Annotated in this window: 15 protein-coding genes; 8 read left to right on the top strand and 7 right to left on the bottom strand. The window is 73.5% G+C overall.

What is annotated here, in order from left to right:
- Positions 1 to 36: 36 nt before the first annotated feature.
- A complete protein-coding gene (locus tag SCK26_RS35390) occupies positions 37 to 627 on the top strand; it encodes a TetR/AcrR family transcriptional regulator (protein ID WP_318205465.1) in 591 nt (196 codons plus the stop codon).
- A 30-nt stretch (positions 628 to 657) separates the two neighbouring features.
- Here SCK26_RS35390 and SCK26_RS35385 read toward each other — a convergent pair whose 3' ends face one another.
- Both SCK26_RS35385 and SCK26_RS35380 read right to left on the bottom strand, forming a co-directional pair.
- The gene (locus SCK26_RS35385) at positions 658 to 1,311 is read right to left on the bottom strand and encodes an HD domain-containing protein (protein ID WP_318205464.1); all 654 of its coding nucleotides are present in this window, start codon (positions 1,309 to 1,311) and stop codon (positions 658 to 660) included.
- 168 nt (positions 1,312 to 1,479) lie between these two features.
- On the bottom strand, positions 1,480 to 2,133 hold the full coding sequence (locus SCK26_RS35380) for a TetR/AcrR family transcriptional regulator (protein ID WP_318205463.1): 654 nt from the start codon (positions 2,131 to 2,133) through the stop codon (positions 1,480 to 1,482).
- Positions 2,134 to 2,732: 599 nt separating this feature from the next.
- On the opposite strand from SCK26_RS35380, the gene SCK26_RS35375 reads away from it, so the two are divergent.
- Together SCK26_RS35375 and SCK26_RS35370 are read left to right on the top strand one after the other, a co-directional pair.
- Complete coding sequence (locus SCK26_RS35375; RefSeq protein ID WP_318205462.1) at positions 2,733 to 3,311, top strand: helix-turn-helix domain-containing protein; 579 nt, start codon at positions 2,733 to 2,735, stop codon at positions 3,309 to 3,311.
- Between the two features lie 251 nt (positions 3,312 to 3,562).
- The gene (locus tag SCK26_RS35370) at positions 3,563 to 4,444 is read left to right on the top strand and encodes an alpha/beta fold hydrolase (RefSeq protein WP_318205461.1); all 882 of its coding nucleotides are present in this window, start codon (positions 3,563 to 3,565) and stop codon (positions 4,442 to 4,444) included.
- A gap of 182 nt (positions 4,445 to 4,626) precedes the next feature.
- Here the strand turns inward: SCK26_RS35370 and SCK26_RS35365 are convergent, their stop codons facing one another.
- Both SCK26_RS35365 and SCK26_RS35360 read right to left on the bottom strand, forming a co-directional pair.
- The gene (locus SCK26_RS35365) at positions 4,627 to 5,520 is read right to left on the bottom strand and encodes a phenylalanine 4-monooxygenase (RefSeq protein ID WP_318205460.1); all 894 of its coding nucleotides are present in this window, start codon (positions 5,518 to 5,520) and stop codon (positions 4,627 to 4,629) included.
- Between the two features lie 680 nt (positions 5,521 to 6,200).
- Positions 6,201 to 7,424: an MFS transporter gene (locus SCK26_RS35360; RefSeq protein ID WP_318205459.1), complete on the bottom strand. Its 1,224-nt coding sequence runs from the start codon at positions 7,422 to 7,424 to the stop codon at positions 6,201 to 6,203.
- Positions 7,425 to 7,520: 96 nt separating this feature from the next.
- Here SCK26_RS35360 and SCK26_RS35355 point away from each other — a divergent pair, with 96 nt between their 5' ends.
- Positions 7,521 to 7,985, top strand: a complete 465-nt coding sequence (locus SCK26_RS35355) for a helix-turn-helix domain-containing protein (protein ID WP_318205458.1) — start codon at positions 7,521 to 7,523, stop codon at positions 7,983 to 7,985.
- A gap of 651 nt (positions 7,986 to 8,636) precedes the next feature.
- On the opposite strand, the gene SCK26_RS35350 is transcribed toward SCK26_RS35355, so the two are convergent.
- The 3 genes from SCK26_RS35350 to SCK26_RS35340 form a co-directional block, all read right to left on the bottom strand.
- Entirely contained in the window at positions 8,637 to 9,605 is a 969-nt protein-coding gene (locus SCK26_RS35350) for a RimK family alpha-L-glutamate ligase (RefSeq protein ID WP_318205457.1), read from the bottom strand.
- Positions 9,606 to 9,720: 115 nt separating this feature from the next.
- Positions 9,721 to 10,074 carry a hypothetical protein gene (locus tag SCK26_RS35345; protein ID WP_318205456.1) on the bottom strand — a complete coding sequence of 118 codons (354 nt, stop codon included), beginning with the start codon at positions 10,072 to 10,074 and terminating at the stop codon, positions 9,721 to 9,723.
- A gap of 596 nt (positions 10,075 to 10,670) precedes the next feature.
- Positions 10,671 to 11,075 carry a helix-turn-helix domain-containing protein gene (locus SCK26_RS35340; RefSeq protein WP_318205455.1) on the bottom strand — a complete coding sequence of 135 codons (405 nt, stop codon included), beginning with the start codon at positions 11,073 to 11,075 and terminating at the stop codon, positions 10,671 to 10,673.
- Between the two features lie 61 nt (positions 11,076 to 11,136).
- Here SCK26_RS35340 and SCK26_RS35335 point away from each other — a divergent pair, with 61 nt between their 5' ends.
- The 4 genes from SCK26_RS35335 (at position 11,137) to SCK26_RS35320 (ending at position 17,560) form a co-directional block, all read left to right on the top strand.
- On the top strand, positions 11,137 to 11,985 hold the full coding sequence (locus SCK26_RS35335) for an MBL fold metallo-hydrolase (RefSeq protein ID WP_318205454.1): 849 nt from the start codon (positions 11,137 to 11,139) through the stop codon (positions 11,983 to 11,985).
- Between the two features lie 380 nt (positions 11,986 to 12,365).
- Positions 12,366 to 13,595: an MFS transporter gene (locus tag SCK26_RS35330; RefSeq protein WP_318205453.1), complete on the top strand. Its 1,230-nt coding sequence runs from the start codon at positions 12,366 to 12,368 to the stop codon at positions 13,593 to 13,595.
- Positions 13,592 to 15,502: an alpha/beta hydrolase family protein gene (locus SCK26_RS35325; RefSeq protein ID WP_318205452.1), complete on the top strand. Its 1,911-nt coding sequence runs from the start codon at positions 13,592 to 13,594 to the stop codon at positions 15,500 to 15,502. The genes SCK26_RS35330 and SCK26_RS35325 overlap by 4 nt, the downstream gene beginning before the upstream one ends.
- Before the next feature lie 144 nt (positions 15,503 to 15,646).
- Complete coding sequence (locus SCK26_RS35320) at positions 15,647 to 17,560, top strand: RiPP maturation radical SAM C-methyltransferase (protein ID WP_318205451.1); 1,914 nt, start codon at positions 15,647 to 15,649, stop codon at positions 17,558 to 17,560.
- Positions 17,561 to 17,574: the final 14 nt, after the last annotated feature.

Genomic DNA, 17,574 nt, shown 5'->3' with positions numbered 1-17,574 from the left:
CCGTTTCTGCAAGTGGTGAACGGAAGGAGCGGCGCCGTGAACGACAGCGGCGAGGGTGCCGGGCACACGGGCCCGTCCCGGCGGAAGGACGCCCGGCGCAACAAGGAGACCCTGCTGGACGCGGCCGCCGCGGTCTTCGTCACGGCGGGCGTGGAGGCGCCGGTGCGGGACATCGCGGCCAAGGCGGGTGTCGGCGTCGGCACCATCTACCGCCACTTCCCGACCCGGGCGGATCTCATCGTCGCCGTCTACCGGCACCAGGTCGACGCCTGCGCGGAGGCCGGTCCGGCACTGCTGGCGTCGAGCGCGACGCCTTACGCCGCGCTACGGCAGTGGATCGGCCTGTTCGTCGACTTCCTGGTCACCAAGCACGGGCTCGCCGGCGTACTGCGGTCGGACAACGCCGGCTTCGACACCCTGCACGCCTACTTCCTGGACCGCCTGCTGCCGGTCTGCACGGAGCTGCTCGACGCCGCGGCCGCGGCCGGTGAGATCCACTCCGACGTCGAGGCCTACACCCTCATGCGCGGCGTCGGGAACCTCTGCGCCGGGGCGGAGAGCGACGACCGCTACGACGCGCGCCGCCTGGTCGATCTCCTCGTCACCGGTCTGAGCGCCTCCCGCTGACCGCCGGCCGGACCGGCGGTCCGGCCACGGTCAGGGCCGGGGCGCGGCGCTCCTCGACCAGCCGCGCGCCTCTCCCTCGTCGATGAGGCGCCGCCCGGCCGTCCACAGCGAGGAGGACGCCTCCGCGATCACGGCCTTACGGGCGCGGACATCGTCCGCCGTGACGCCCGGAGTGCGCCACGTGCCGCCGCGGGCCATCCAGTTGAGCAACAGAGGCTGCAACCGGTCCATCGCCTTGGCGAACTTGGCCTCCGGCGTGCGGCGTTCCTCGAACTCGTCCCACAGCGAGCGCATCCGCCGCGCCTGGTCGTCCGGCAGCAGGCCGAACAGCTCCTCGGCCGCGGCCACTTCCCGCTCGTGCTGATCGACACCGGCGGCACTGTCGTAGAGCGGAGTGTCGCCGGCGTAGATCTCCACCAGATCGTGCAGCAGGACGAGCTGGACCGTGTGCCCGATGTCGATGGGCTCGTCGGAGTGTTCGGCGAGGATCACCACCATCATCGCCAGGTGCCACGAGTGCTCGGCGTCGTTCTCACGGCGGTCCGCGGCGGCCAGAGGAGACTGCCGGAGGATGGTCTTGAGCTGGTCCACCTCCACGAGGAAGGTGAGTTGGGCGCGCAGTCGCTCGTCGAGGCCGTCGGGGAAGGGCGTCTTCTCCGCGAGCAGGCGGCGTTCATCACTCATGCGCCCATCGTGTCACGCGCGGCGCGGCCGTGGAGGCGCCGGCCTCGCCGCATGCGCCGGAGCCGGTGGCCGACGGGACCGTGCGGTACGACGGCGGAATGCCGGTCGCCCGGTCCGTCCGGCCGGGACGCGGCGATCTGCCGCATCCGCCCCGGCGGTCCGGCCCCGTCAGCGGTCCGCGACGGAGTCCGCCTCGGCGTCGTAGAGCCGGGCCGGGTCGAAGCGCATGCCGGTGAAGTGGCCCGCGAGTTCGAGGGACAGGGCGCCGTGCAGGCGGGTCCAGAAGGCGAGGGCGCGGCGCAGGGCCTGCGGTGGGGCCGGATGCTCTCCGGCCCAGGCACGGTGTTCGTCCAGATGTGCCTCCAGCGGCGACGGCGGCACGTCGGGGAGGTTCTCGGCGGTGCAGGCGTCGAGGATGACGGCCATGACCTCGGAGACGATCCGGGTGGTGTCGTCGGGGGCCCGGTAGCCGGGCACGGGGGTGCCGTAGACGAGGAAGTAGCGCTGCGGGTCGGCCAGGGCCCACTCGCGCAGCGCCTGCGCGAGGTCGCGCAGGTCGGTGCCGGCCTCGGCGCGGGCGCGGAAGGTGTCGGCCAGGCTGCGGTAGGCGTCCGTGATGAGCGCGTTGATCAGCTCGTCGCGGCCGGCGAAGTAGCGGTACAGCGCCGGTCCGCTCATGCCCATCCGCTTGGCGATGGCGTTGAGCGAGAGCGCGGACGCCCCGGCGGTCGCGATCTGCTCCCAGGCGTGCCTCTTGATCTCCTCCCGCACCTGGGCGCGGTAGCGCTCCCTGGGAGTGGTGCTCGCATCCGGCTTGCTCACGGCCGTCTCTCTTCCCTGTCCCGGCAACCGTCGGTTAGAAGCTATCACGAAAGCTATTGACCATCGCCACCGCTTCGGTTACGACCTATAACCAACACGAGAGAGCTTCCATGGAACAGGAGGGCGATCGTGAGCGGCGAACGCCTCGCCCAATCGAAGACGCGAAGCCGCCGGTACCGTCGCGGTCGCGTTGGGCGGCGCTCAGACAGTCCCGGCCGGTCCGGCAGCGGCCGCAGCAGTCGTGACCGAAGACGGCCGGGTTCACCTTCTTGCCGCACCCCCGGTGACCGCACACGCAGTAGCCGCCGGCGTGGTTGGTCCACCAGCGGGTGGGTGGGTAGTCGCCCTCTTCCTCGACCGCGCCGTCCGCAGCCGCGCGGGGGTTCGAAGAGGCCAGGGGACCTGCGACCGCCGCGGCGGCCACGCCACCGATCACGATCACACCCGCTTTGCCGACGGGCCCGAGGCGGTTCCACTCGTCAGCGATGCCAGGCCGAGGCGTACGGGACGTTCGCCGAGGTGCCCGCGCGCGCCGGGAGCCGGAACGGTCCTCGGCCTCGTTTCTTGAGCGTTCGATCCAGATCGGTTACGGTGGACTCATGGCAAGGACCCGGGAGTTCGACACCGAGGCGGCGGTGAGCCGCGCGATGGAGCTGTTCTGGACGCGCGGCTACGAGGCCACCTCGGTACGCGACCTGACCGGGCACCTGGGAATCGGGCAGGGGTCCCTGTACGCCGCGTTCGGCGACAAGGACGGCCTGTACCGGGCGGCGCTGGAGCACTACCGCACCACCCTCGCGGCGGCCGCCCTGCGCGACCTGGAGGAAGGGGCGGACGCCCGGTCGGCGATCCGCACGATGCTGGTCGAGCGGATCCGGATCGCCGCGGAAGGCGACGGCCGGGGCTGTCTGGCGGTCAATGCCGCCTGCGAGCGCCTGCCGGAGGACGCGGCGACCCGGCGCACCGTGCGCGACATGCAGGACGCCAGCCGCGAAGCGCTCGCCGAAGTGCTGCGGGTCGCGAGGGAGCGGGGCGAGATCGCGGAACGGCACGACCCGCACACCCTCGCCGCCTTCCTCGTCACCTTCCTCAACGGACTGCTGGTCTCCTCGAAGATCACGCCGGACGTCTCCGCCCTCGAGCCCCTTGTGGAGGTCGCGCTGGCCACCCTCGACTGACTTTTTCATACCCGGAATCCGTATCGCTCGATCCAGAAAGGTCGCCGACGCCCGCCCGGACACGGGATCCGGCGACCCTGCCCCGCTTCCATCGAGGACTCGGGAGGACCCGTGCCCCCGCACCCGCCCCGAGCGCGCCCGCTCCCGGCGGAAGCCGCCGGAACACCTTCCCCGCGGCCGGCACCGCCCCGTGGTCCCCGCGCAAGCCCACTGACACCCGCATCGCGACGTACACCGAAGAGGTTGAAAACATGATGTTCGACCATGACGGAACGCCCGTCCGCACGGGCCGAGCCGCCGTCAACGGAACGAGTCTGCACTACCGCACAGCCGGGTCCGGCCCCGCGGTGGTGCTGCTGCACGGCGTACCCAAGACCAGCTACCACTGGCGCCATCTCGTCCCGAAGCTGACGCCCCACTACACCGTCGTCGTCCCGGACCTTCGCGGTCTCGGCGACTCCGCCCGCCCGTCGGACGGCTACGACTCCGCGACGATGAGCGACGACATCGCCGAGCTGATGAACCACCTCGGACACGAGACATACGCCGTGGCGGGCGAGGACTGGGGAGCGGTGATCGGCTACCAGCTCGCCGCACGCCACCGCGACCACGTCACCGCTCTCGTGTTCGCCGAGGCCCTGCTCCCCGGATTCGGCTTCGAGGACCACACAGCCCTCACCCCCGAGAACGTCTTCGGCGGCATGCACCTGTGGCACCTGGGCTTCTACTTCCAGCCGGACATACCCGAGATGCTGATCGCCGGACACGAGCGCGAGCTGATCACCTACATGATCAAGTACGAGCGCGGCCGGCCCGACAGCGCCACTCCCGACGCGCTCGACGAATACGTGCGCTGCTACTCCATGCCCGGCGGAATCCGCGCGATGCTCTCCATCTACCGGGCCATGCTCGTCGACGCCGAACAGAACCGGCAGACCGCACAGAAGAAACTGGACATCCCGGTCCTGGCCCTCGGCGGATCCGCGTTCATCGGCGACCGCAACGAGTCCCAGATGCGACTCATGGCCCACGACGTCACCGGACACACCTTCGACGCCGGCCACGACCTCGCGGAGGAAGTGCCCGACGAGATGGCCGGCGTCCTCCTGCCGTTCCTGGCCGGACACCAGTAACCGCACGGCGTCCGCGTACGCACCGAGGAGACGCACACCGGCGCACAGGTCGACGCGGATGTTCCCTCCGCGACCGCGTTGCCGCGCGGGAGTCCGCAAGCGTGGCCACGCGACCTGAAGACCGCCGCCGAGGGCCGTACTTTCGAGCGGCAGCGCCGCTGAACCCGGTTCCGGGTGCCCGTTCAGCGGCCGGCGGTACCGCCGTCCCCCGGGCCCGGGCGCCGGCGTGGTTCGCTGTCGTCGTCGAGGTCCTCCAGGAAGGCGGCCAGGGTGTCGTTGACCTCGTCCAGGGTGCGGGCGCCGAAGAGGACCGGCTGGTAGCCGCGGATGTCGTACGGGGTGGCGAGCATCGCGTCGACGTCCAGCGGCCGGACGTCGGCCTCGTGCAGCCGGCCGATCTCTCCGAAGGAGGAGAGCAGGGCCGCGCCGTACGCCTTGGGCGCCCCGCCCTCGTCGAGGACGCCGTACTCCAGGGTGAACCAGTACACGTCGCTGATCATCTGCAGCACGTCCTCGCGCTCCACCCGCAGCGCCGCCTTTCCGATCAAACGGTAGATCCGGGCGAAGGCGGGCGAGGCGAGGTGGATGCCGTGGCCGAAGACGTCGTGGACGACGTCGGGCTCCGGGGTGAACAGCGGTACGGCGGGGTGGCGGACGAACTGCACCGCGTGGAAGTAGCCGTCCGCCATCGATCCCAGGAACCGCTTGTTGGCGACCACTCCTCCGGCGAGGGTGAAGTCGAAGCCGGTCAGCCGCCGCAGGTGCGCGCCGACCTCGGCGTGCTGCGGGATGTGGTCCGCGGGGACCGGGGCGTACCGCCTGGCGTCGAGGGCGGCGCGGCACGCGTGCTCGTCCTGGGCCGTCCACAGCGCCCGGTGGACGGTGCGCCAGGTTCTCTCCTCGCTCGCGGTGTACTCCACCGGCGGGGACGGGTCGCCGACCCGGTGCCCGCGGGCCTGCGCGGCGATCGCCCGGCGCCGGGACAGATAGTCCGGATCGCTGAGCCCGGGGTGCTCGCCGGCCTCGCCCAGTCGGCCGTCGGCCGCGACGGGTGTTCGCACCTGGATGCCGCTCATGAACCGATCGTTCCTTCCCGGTCCTGGTCGGTCGTGGCGGTACTCGTGAAAGACGCCGTCCTGGTGCGGTGCCGCCCCCGTCGCCCGGCCGGAGGGGAGGATGCCGGGCCGGCGGTTCGGGGGGTGGACCCGCGCGGTCGCCCCGAGCACCGCCAAGGCGTCTCGGATGTCGTGGCCGCACCTCGCGCCGGCCGGCGCCTGGGCCGGCCGATCGGCGACGAGTCCCGGACCGACTGTTCAGCTGGCTCACTCGTTCGAGTGCATGGAGCGTGACACATGCCTTCCGTGGACAGTCTCCTATCAGCGCGACGGTTCGGCCACCGGCGCCGTTCGGCGGCACGCCCCGCCGACCACCCGTCACCGTCGGTGCGGAAAAGCCGACGGTCCTTCTCGGACCGGCACATGCGCGGGGGCACGGCACCATGGCCGGCCCGGACGACGAGCCGCCGGACCCTTGCGACCACCGGACACGGCGCCGGTCCGGGCCGAAGCAGCCGCCGCGCGAGTGTCGGCGCGCGGCACTCCTGGCCCTGGCCGCCGCGCTGCTCGCCGGAGCCGCCCGGCGCCTCGTCTCCGCGGACGACGCCCGGCCCCGGCCCGCCGAGGCGACGGCCCGCGCCGGGTGCGTGCGTCGGCAGTGCACTCACAGACACACGGAGTGCGGAGTACCGACGGCGGACTCACGAGCTGCGGGTCGTCGCCCACAGCAGCAGCGCGGCGCAGCTGAAGGCCGCTCCGAGCGCGGTCACCCCGGTCCAGCCCGCCGCCGCGTAGGCCAGTGAGGAGGCGGTGGCGCCGAGGGCGCTGCCGGCCGAGTAGAAGATCATGTAGCCGCCGATGATCCGGCTTCCCGCGTCCGGGCGCACCGCGTGGACGAGGGTCTGGTTGGTCACGTGCACGGCCTGGACGGCGAAGTCCAGCAGGACCGCTCCGACGGCGAGCGCCCACAGGGACTGCCGGGTGAACGCGAGCGGGAGCCAGGACAGTGCGAGCAGGACCAGCGCGGTGCCGGTGGTCCGCTGCGCGAGCCCGCGGTCGTTCCATCGGCCGGCGACGCCCGCGGCCAGGGCACCGGCCGCCCCGGCGAGCCCGAACGCGCCGATCGCGGTGTGCGACAGCGACCACGGCGGGCTGCTGAGGGGCTGGACGACGGTGCTCCACAGGGTGCTGAAGGCGGCGAAGACGAGGAGTGCCAGCGCGCCGCGGACCCGGAGCAGGCGGTGGCGGGCGAACAGGGCGACGGTGGACGCCGGCAGGCTCCGGTACGGCAGCCGGGCGGCCGGCGGCGGGCCGCCGGCCGGCAGGGCGCGGCGCAGCAGCACGGCGAGCGTGGCGGTGAGGGCGGCCGAGAAGAGGTAGACGGACCGCCATCCGGCCAGGTCGGCCAGGATGCCCGCCACCGTGCGGGCCAGCAGGATGCCGGTGATCACCCCGCTGGTGACCGCTCCGACGACTCGTCCGCGGAAGGCTGGGGCGGTGAGGTGGGCCGCCGCGGCGACCATCGTCTGGGCTACGACGGCGAGCGCGCCGACCACGGCGAGAGCGGCGAGCAGCGCGGCGGTCCCGGGGGCCAGCCCGACCGCCAGCAGGGCGGCGGAGAGCAGGCCGAGCTGAATCGTGATCAGCTTCCGGCGGTCGGCCAGATCGCCGAGCGGTACGAGCAGGAACAGGCCCGCCGCGTAACCGAGTTGGGTGACGGCGACCAGGGCGCCGAGCAGGCCCGGGCCCAGCGAGAACCGGTCGCCGAGGGTGACCAGGAGGGGCTGGGCGAAGTAGACGTTGGCCACCGCGCTGCCGCAGGCGACGGCGAAGAGCAGGACCAGGCGCGTGGGCGGCGGTCCGGTCGGTGCGAGCGTGGTGTCACGGGCCGTCCGTCCGCCCGCCGTGGAGCAGTCACTCGGCATACGGCACCCTCCCCATAGTGGTTGCAAGTTGCTACCGGACGGACTCTAGGCCGCGCTGGTAGCATGTTGCAACCAGAAGTGAAGGAAGGGAGCCCGATGGTCGCCCGCACCCGGCTCGACGCCGACCCCTGCCCCGTCGCCCGGTCGATCGACGCCATCGGAGACTGGTGGTCGCTGCTGATCGTGCGCGACGCCTTCGACGGCAGCCGCCGCTTCGGTCAGTTCCAGCGCAGCCTGGGGATCGCCAGGAACATCCTCACCACACGGCTGCGCGCGCTGGAGCGGGCCGGGGTGATGGAGACCGTACCCGCCTCCGACGGCAGCCCTTACCAGGAGTACGTGCTCACGGAGAAGGGACGCGGCCTCTTCCCGGTGATCGTGGCGCTGCGCCAGTGGGGCGAGGCGCACTGCTTCGCCCCGGGGGAAGCGCATTCGCGGCTCCTCGACCGGCGCGACCGGCGCCCGCTGGGCCCACTGGAGATCCGCACCGGCGACGGGCGTCCGATCGGCCCGGAGGAGACGTTCGTCGAGAAGATCGATCCCGCCGACGGCACCCGCTGAAGGGTCCGCCGGGGACCGGGCGCAACCGAGTCGAACTGCACGGCCCTTGACCAGCGAAAGCGGGGTAGGCGTAGCGGGGAACGGCACTTCGGCGTACAGCGACCGAGGGTGGGCCGCCCTCGACACGACAAGGAGATGCCTCTCCATGAGCACCGCACACCCCGTGCCCCTCGACTTCTACGACCGCGACGACGTCGACGGCTACCCCGTCGGCCCCGCGGCATGGGGAGGTCGGCAACGACGGACCGCGGCGGTGCCGGCTCGCCGAGGACGTACCCTTCCGCAGGCGCCCGCGGATCAGCGTCCCGGGCCGGAAGGGCGGCCGCCGCGCCTGATACCCCCGCTCACCGCCGTCATCCCGACGTCGGCCGCCGACGCCGTCCACGACGCCGCGCACGCGACCGCCGCCCGGTTCCGGCAGGGTGCCTACTCCCTGCCCTGCCCGGAGTGCCGCGTGCCGGCCGGCATGCTGTGCCTCGCCCGGCGCATGCACACCGCCCGCCGCGATGCCTACCGGCGGAATCCCGCGCCCACCGGCCCGGTGCCCCTCCCGGGGCGCGTGCGCGATGAACGCCTGCACGACGGCCGAAGCCGCGGGAAGGACCGACGTCCGGGCGACGCGCTCCCGGCGGCGCCAGGTCCGGGGTCCGGTTACGACGGGGACGGTCGGGGCGGGCCGGTTCGGTCGAGGGCGGACAGGCGCCGGGCGACGCAGGCGGTGATGGCCGGGACGACCGCCGTCAGCTCCGGGCGCCAGCCCGGCACGGCGTTCACCTCGCAGAGAGTGTAGGTGTCCTCGCCGGCGAACAGCAGGTCCACTCCGGCGATGTCCAGGCCCAGGACGCGGGCCGCGCGCACCGCCAGCTCCTCCGCGCGTGGATGACGGCCGGAACACGGGGTGGCAGAGCCGCCTTTGGCGATGTTGGCGGCGAGGGCGCCGTCGTGGGAGGTGTGCAGGACGGCGCCCACCGGTTCGCCGTCGACCACGAGCACACGCAGGGTGCGGCCGTGCGACGTGGCCACGTGTTCCTGGAAGAGGAACGGCGTCTCCTGCGTGAGGCTGCCGGCCACCTCCCGCAGCAGGTGCGGATCGGGAGCCAGGAAGACCTGCCCGCCCTTGGCGCCGCCGACGGACTTCACCACGCACGGCGTGTCCAGGCCGGGGCTGCGGACGACGCCCTCCAGCGGGGCGGTGGCGTAGGAGAGGGTGTCGGGCACCGGCAGTCCGGCCAGGGCGAGTTCCTGGAACTGCCAGATCTTGTTGCGGGACTTGAGCTGGGCGTCGAGCGAGTTGACGAGGGTGCTGCCCATGCGCGTCAGGTGCCGCAGCAGCGTCACCTCGCGGTCGTCGCGCATGGGGCCGGCCACCTGGCGGACGCACACCACTTCGGGGGCGGGCAGTTCCATGCCGCCGAGGGTGCGCAGCGTCAGCCGTCCGCCCTGGACCCCGAAGAGCAGTTCGTCGGTGTGCCAGACCGCGAAGCGGGAGCCGTGGGCGTCGGCGAGCGCCGCCGCCAGGTCGCGGGTGGAGCGGCGCAGCACCGACGGCCGGTGCCGTACCAGCATCCAGACGTCGGCGGGCGCCGGGGTTCCCGGCACGGCCCGGTGCTGATCGACCACGCCGGTTCCTCCACCGCCTCGCCGCCCACCGCCCGTGGGCCCTCGCGGGCCAGTCTCGCAGCCGCGTGGCCGCGGTGTCACGGGAGGTGCGGCGGGAGGGCCGGTGCCGGCTCGGTCAGTTCAGCGGCGCGGGCGCCGGCGTGCCGTAGAAGGTGATCGCCGGCCAGCCCCGGGAGGCGATGAGTTCGTTGAGCGCGTCGGCGATCTCCTGCGGGGTGACGACGTAGCCCGCCGGCGTCTCGGAGTTCGTGACGCTGAACTTGATCTCCAGGTCGGCGGGCGTGTCGCTGTTGGTGGACCGGCCCACGCGGCCGCCGAAGAGCGTCCCCTCGGGGAAGTCGGCCGCCGTGCTCGCCGACTCCGTCTGGGCGGCCTGGGCCGGCGACGCCGAGGCAGTGCCGGCGATCACCGCGCCGGCGGCGGTCGTCCCCGTGTACCCGATCAGGGATCGTCTCGAAATGGCGCTCATGTCTCCCCCTCTTCGAACGGCCGCCGGGGTGTTCCCCGAGGCCACCGCTTGATCGTAATCACATTCGAAGAGGGTGGGGGCAGAATGACGCCGTCCGTTTCCTGTCCGCCTCCAGGTCCCGGCGGACCGTGGCGGGCCGGCCGCCGTGCTCGGCGGAGCGACAGCCGGTGTCCGCTCGCCGCGTCGGTCACGGTCCTTCGCCCCAGGGCCGTACGCAGGACCGCCCGGGACCGGCCGGCCCGGGCCACGGCCGGGCATACGGCGTCCGGTCCCGTCCGGGTGGTGATCCATGCGGTGAGCAGGACGTTCCCGGCGGTCTCGGAGACCTTCAGCCGCGGAAGGCCGTCGCACCCGCCGGACTCGACCGTGACGGTGAGAACACGGCCGTCGCCGCTCACCCCGACCGGCCGGGTGATCGGCGCCTTCCTGGTGACGGCCGGCACGCCGGGGCCGGCGCCCCGGACCGAACATCCCGTCAGACCGGCGAGCATCGCGACGGCCGTCACCGGGACGAGCCGGCACGCCCACACATGAGTCCTCACAGCAGATCGACGCCGGCGGGGACCGATACGTTCACCGCGGCGCCGGGCCGGTGATCAGGCGGAGGTGTCCCGGCGTGCCGTACCCCATTCCCACATGCCGCGCACCACCGGCTCCAGCGCCCGGCCGGGGCCGGTCAGGACGTAGCGGACCCGGGGAGGCCAGCCGGGGATCCGATGGCGTTCGATGACGCCCGCCCTGGTCAACTGGGCCAGCCGGTCGGAGAGGACCTTGTCCGAGAGGGCGGGCAGGGCGGTGGACAGCTCGGTGTAGGTGGCCTGGCCGCGGCGCAGGAACTCGCGGAGCACCAGCGGGGTCCAACGGCCGTTCAGTACCGCGAGGGTGATGTCGACGGGACAGCGCGGCTGGTCGCCGGGCGGCACGAGGACGTCGTCCGGGCAGTCGGCCAGCGGGCCGTCCCGGTCACCGCTCGGCCCGTGTCCAACCGTTTGGTGAGTCACGAAGCCCCCTCCTAGCGTCGGTCGACGAACAGCCCACCCGTCCACACCTACCGGGGGCGTCATGCGTATCCATCATCTCAACTGCGGTTCCATGCTGGGGATTCCACCATTGCGGTCCGGGGCCGGCACGAGTGCGCCGGACCGGGAGCGGGCCGCCGTCTGCCACTGTCTGCTCATCGAGACGGACGCGGACGGGCTTCTCCTGGTGGAGACCGGCCTCGGCACCGGCGATCTCCGTGACCCCACAGGGTCGTTGAAGGCGGACTGGGTGGCGTACGCCCGGCCCGTGCTGGACCCGGCGGAGACCGCGCTGAGCCAGGTCGTACGGCTCGGGTACGCGGCGGCGGACGTACGGCACATCGTGCTCACCCATCTGCACCGCGACCACACCGGAGGGCTGCCGGACTTCCCGCACGCCCGTGTGCACGTGCATCCCGACGAGTACCGGGCCGTCGGCGATCCCGCGGCGGCGCACCACCGGCACAGCCTGGACCGCTTCATGGCGGCGCACCGGGCGCACGGCCCGCTGCTGACACCCGCGCCCGTGGCGGAACCCGCGCGGTGGTTCGGTTTCCCGGGAGTGGTGCGGCCGGAAGGGCTGTCGCTCGAACTGCTGCTGGTGCCGCTGCCCGGTCACTCGGCGGGACACGCGGGCGTGGCCGTGCGCGACGGCGACGGGCGGTGGCTGCTGCACGCGGGCGACGCGTACATGTACCACGGTGAACTGGAGGCCGGTCCGCCGCTCGCCCACCCCGTTCTCGAGCCGGTCCAGCGTGGCGCGCAGGTCGATGCGGCGGCGCGTGTCGCGACGCGTGACCGCCTGCGTGCCCTGCGCCGCGACCACGCGGACGAGGTGACCGTCTTCAGTGCCCACGATCCCTGGGAGTTCGCCCGGCTCGCCGCCCGGTAGCCGGCGAGCCGCGGGCGGTGCCCGGCGGCGGCGAACGTTCTCGGTCGAAAGCGGCGTCCGGGCCGCCTCCTCGGCCGCGTGGGCCGGCGTGCGCGGATGCCGGCCCGCCCGGCCGGTCCGGCCCGGCGAAGCGGCGGTGGCCGAGGGTGTTCCCGCTGGAGAGCGCGCGGCGGTGCGCTCGTCCGCTACGGAATGATCAGTCCCCCTTCGCCCGGTTCGACCGTCCTCGCCCCCGCGCCTCCCCACGGCACGAAACCGGCCACGCCTCGCGGAGCCTTGTGGCGGTTCTCCGCGCTCCTCTACGATCCCGCTCACTCCGCTCCCGCCACATTTTCTGCACAGTTTCGCCACAATTGGTGAGGTGCTCCGTGGAACGGCCAGTGTCATCCGCACGACCGTCCCACCAGCGGGCGGACACATCCGACTTCAGGCTCCTGTGGTGGGCCGACGCCGCCGACGGGGTCGGCAGCCAGGCCTCCGGCACCGTCCTTCCGCTGCTCCTGCTGGGGCTCGGGCACTCGCCCGGGACCGTCGGCCTGATCGCCGGTGTCTCCACCGCCGTCGGGCTACTCCTCGGTCCGCTCGTCGCCCTTCCCGCGGACCGGGGCGCCCGCAAACCGGTGATGGTCGGGTCCGCGTCCGTCGCCGCGCTCGCCATGGGCTGCGTGGCGCTCGCCCTGGCCACCGGAAGAGCGCCGCTCGGCCTGATCCTGGCGGCGGTGCTGGTCGAACGGCTGGCGACCGCCTGCTTCGAGGCGGCGGCCCGCGGGACGGTCGCGCTGATCTGCCCCGGCCCCGAACAGCCCCGGGCCGTCGCCCGGCTCACCGCCGCCGGGCAGGGCGCGCTGATCGCCGGCCCGGTGCTCGGCGGCGCGCTCTACCAGGCCGCCCGCGCGCTGCCGTTCCTCGCCGACGCCCTCTCCTACGTCGTCAGCGCCGTATGCGTGTCCGCCATGCGCGCCGACCTCACGGCGCCGGCGCCGCGGCGGCGCGGTGAGGGGCCGCTGCGCGAGGGCGCGGCCGGGCTGCGGCTGGTGCGTTCCTCCGCGCTGCTGCGGCTGGTCCTGGTGTGGGGCACCGTCGTCAACGGGGTCGTGGTGGCGCTGTACTACGGAGCCGTCTTCACCCTCCAGCGGGAAGGGCACGCCGGTGCCGTGCTGGGCGCGGTCCTCGCCGTCTCGGGCGCGGCCGGCCTCGCGGGTGCGCTCGCCGCGCCGCGCGTGGCGAGGCGGTGGGGCGCCGCGCGGGTCGTCACCACGGTGACCTGGCTGCTCGTCCCGCTCGCCGCCGCCCTCGCCGCGGTCACCGACGCGTGGGCGTACGGGCTGCTGTTCGGCCTGGTGTGCCTGCTGATGCCGCTCGCCTCCGTCGTGCTCCAGGCCCGCGCCCTCCAGGCCACCGCGCCCGCGCTCCAGGCCCGGACCGGCGCCGTACTGGCCACCGCCACCACGGGCGCCGCCGCCCTCGCCCCCGTCCTCGCCGGGGCGCTCGCCGACCGGCTCTCCCCCGCCGCCCCCGCGGTCTGCTGCGGTGTGCTGCTGGTGCTGCTCGCCGCCCATGGCTCCCGGCGCCCGGTGCGCGGCACCCTCACCGCCAGGGCATCCGGATGAGCGGCGGCTACCAGGTGTACCGGGCCGCCCTGCCCGAGGTGTGCGCCGCCGACCCGGCGAAGATGGTGTTCACCGCCGACGCCGAGGGACGGTGCGAGGTGTTCGCCTGGGACGCCGGGGCCCGCCGCGCCCGGCAGGTCACCCGGCGTCCGCGCGGCACCCTGCACGGTGCCGTGGACCGGGACGCGCACGTGTGGTGGTTCGACGAGGACGCGCACGGCGCGGGGTGCTGGCGGTTCCAGCCCTTCGCCGGCGGGCCCGACCGGCCCGGGCTGACAAACGTACCGTCCGGGCCGGCCCGGGGCCTGGCGGTGAGCGACCACGGCACCGTGGCCCTCGCGGTCGGCGACGGCCGGGCCACCGCCGTCCACGTGGGCCCGCGCGGCGGCACGGCCCGTACGGTGGCCCGGATGCCCGGTCGTGTCACCCTCACCGGGATCACGCCCGGCGGCCGGCTGCTCGCTCTCGCCGGGACCGCCGACGTCACCGTGCTGACCCGCGAGGGCGAGGTGGAGGCGGTGCTGCGCGGCGGCAGCACGGAGAGCGGCGCACGGCCCGTCCCGCCCGTCGGCGGCACACGGGCCGCGCTCCCCGCCGACGACCGGGAACGCCTGTGGTCCCTCGGCTTCGCCCCCGCCCCCGAGGCCGAGGAACTGCTCCTGGTCCGCGCCCGCGACGACCGCTACGTCCTGGCCTCCTGGCGGCCCGCCACCGGGCTGACCACGCACGAGTGGTGCGCCTTCGACACGGAGATCACGGCCCGCTGGGACGCGGACGGCCGGTCCGTGCTGGTGCGTCAGGACCGCCACGGCCGCTCCACCCTGCACCGCGCCGACCTCACCGCGCGCACGCTCACCCCCGTCGCGACCCCGCCGGGCACCGTGCTGGACGCCGCGACCCGCCCCGGCGGCGACCTGCACTACCTCTGGACGGCCGCCGGTCATCCGCCCCGCCTGTGCTCCACCCGGGACACCGCCCTGCCCGAACCGCCCTCCCTCCCCGGCCGGGTCCCCGGGACGCACCGGGACGTGTGGACGCCCGGCCCGGACGGCCCCGTGCACACCCTGCTCGGCCTGCCCGACGCGGCACGCGGCCCGGTCCCGGCGGTGTTCCTGGTGCACGGCGGGCCCGCCGACCACGACCGGGACGCCTACGACGGCGCCGTCCACTCCCTGCTGGCCTCCGGGTTCGCCGTCGTCCGTGTCAACTACCGCGGCTCGACCGGGTACGGGCCGCGCTGGCGCCGCGCCTACCGGGACGGTGTGGGACTCACCCAGGTCGCCGACCTGGCGTCCGTGCGCACCGAGCTGGTCGCCCGCCGGCTGATCCGGGGCGACGCCGTGGGCCTGTGGGGCACGTCCTGGGGCGGCTACCTGACGCTGCTCGCGCTCGGCACCCGTCCCGGCCTGTGGCAGGCGGGGGTCGCGGTCAAGCCGGTCGCCGACTGCGCCGCCGCCCACCGCACCACCACGCCCGCGCTGCGCGCCCTGGACGAGCGGCTGTTCGGCGGCACGCCCGAGGAGGTCCCCGAACGGTACGCGCGCGGCTCGCCGATCCACTACGCCACCGCGGTCCGCGCCCCGCTGCTGGTGGCGGCAGCCACGCACGACGCCAAGTGCCCGCCCGGCCAGATCCGCGGCTACCTCGCCGCGCTGCGCGCCGCCGGGGTCCGGCACGAGGCGCTGTGGCTCGACTCCGGCCACGACGGCTACGACGGCCACGACCACGTCACCGTGCTGCGCCGGGCCGTGGTCTTCCTCGACCGGGAACTGCGCGGCCCGGCCCGCCGCCACCCCCAGACGCCCCGCTCCGCCCGGAGCGGGGAGCACCACACCACCGCACGCGCCACGGAGAGGAGAACGCCTCATGCAGAAGGACATCATCCACAACGACCCGCTCGCGGGTGACGAGGAGAACCGCAAGCCGAGCGTCGGCATCACCGTCACCGTCCCGTTCCGCAACGCCGAGGACGCGGAAGAGGACTGACCCCCGCCGGCCGGCCCGGCGGTGCACCGCCGGGCCGGCCGGTTCCCCCTCCCCGAGGAGCCGACATGCGTGTCCTGCTGGTCAACATGCCCTGGTCCCCCATCGACCTCCCGTCCCTCGCGCTGGGCATCCTCAAGCGCGGCGTGGACGAACGCGTGCCCGGCGCCGAGGCCGAGGTCCTGCACGCCAACCTCGAATTCACCGACTGGATCACCGCGCGCACCGAGTTCACCGGCGACGACTACGAGTACTACGCCCTGTCCTCCTATTTCATGGGCTGCGGCGACTGGGTGTTCTCCTCGGCCCTCTACGACGATCCGCACTGGCGCGAGGAGGAGTTCACGTCGGTGATGCGCGGCAAGCTGAAGAAGTCGCGCATGGCCATGACGCACGCGCTGCACCGGGTGGTCCCGGAGTTCGTGGACGAGATCGCGCGCCGGATCGTCGCCCACGCGCCCGATGTCGTCGGCTTCACCTCCACCTTCCAGCAGAACACCGCCGCGCTGGCCGCCGCCCGGCGGGTCAAGCGGCTCGCTCCGCACATCGTGACCGTGCTGGGCGGAGCCAACTGCGACGGGGCGCAGGGCGCCGCCGTGCACCGCAACTTCCCCTTCGTCGACCACGTCGTACGGGGCGAGGGCGAGGCGGCCTTCCCTCGGCTGCTCACCGCGCTCGCCGACGGCTCGGACCTCGCCGGTGTGCCGGGTCTGTGCCACCGGGGCCCGGGCGGGGAGAGCCTGGCCAATCGGATGGCCACGCGTCCGCTGCCGCCCGCCGCGATCCTGCCGCCCGACTACAGCGGCTACTTCGAGCGCCTGGCCGCCTCCGCCGCGCGGCACTGGATCGAGCCGAAGCTGGTGGTCGAGGGCGCCCGCGGCTGCTGGTGGGGCGAGAAGCACCACTGCACGTTCTGCGGGCTCAACGGTTCGTTCATGGAGTTCCGTTCGAAGAGCCCGGAGACCTTCTACGAGGAGATCGTCGAACTGGCCCGCCGTCACCGGGTCCTGGACATGTACGTCGTGGACAACATCCTCGACATGGGCTATCTGACGACCGTGCTGCCCCGGATCGTCGACAGCGGATACGACCTGCGGCTGCACATCGAGATCAAGGCCAACATGCGCCGGCCGCAACTGCGTACCCTCGCCGACGCGGGGATGATCTACGTCCAGCCCGGCATCGAGTCGCTCAACCACCGGGTGCTGGACCTGATGGACAAGGGTGTCAGCGGCTGCCAGAACGTCCGGATGCTCCGCGACGGCGCCGAGACCGGCTTGTCCGTGGCCTGGAACTACCTGCACGGTTTCCCCGGCGAGAGAGCCGAGGACTACGAGCCGGTCATCGCGCAGATACCGGCGCTGGAGCACCTCGATCCCCCGGTCGACCTGTCGGCCCGGATCGCCATCGAACGCTTCAGCCCCTACTTCGAGCGCCCGGAACTGGGTTTCACCGGCCTCAGGCCCGAGCAGCACTACCGGTTCACCTACGACCTGCCGGAGACGGAACTCCACGACCTGGCGTATGTGTTCGAGGCTCCGGCGCGGGGCATCGGCGAGCCGACCGTCACCGCGCTCAACGACGCCCTGGCCGCGTGGAAGAAGCACCACGCCGACGCCCGGCTGACCCACACCGATCTGGGCGACCGGATCGTCCTGGTCTCCCGGCGGCGTGCCTTCGACTGGCGCACCGCCGAGCTGACCGACCCCTTCGAGCTGGCCGTCTTCCGTCTTCTCGACCAGCCGCACGCTCTCTCCGCCGTCGCCCGCAAGGCGGCGGGCAAGGCGCCCGGACACGCCCGTGACGAGGCCGCGGTGCGGCGGCTGCTGGACGACTGGGCCGCGCTCGGGATCGTCTTCACGGACGGCGGGCAGTACGTGCACCTCGCCCCGGCCGCCGTCAACGAGGACCTGCTGCGACTGGACTTCATGCGCCACACGTACGCGGCCGGGCCCGCGTCCGCCGAGCCCGTCCACGCCTGACCGCGCCCCGAGGA

Source organism: Streptomyces sp. SCL15-4, from assembly GCF_033366695.1.
Lineage (GTDB): Bacteria > Actinomycetota > Actinomycetes > Streptomycetales > Streptomycetaceae > Streptomyces.
Note: the sequence above shows the minus strand (reverse complement) of the source record. Positions and strands in the feature narration are given on the sequence as shown.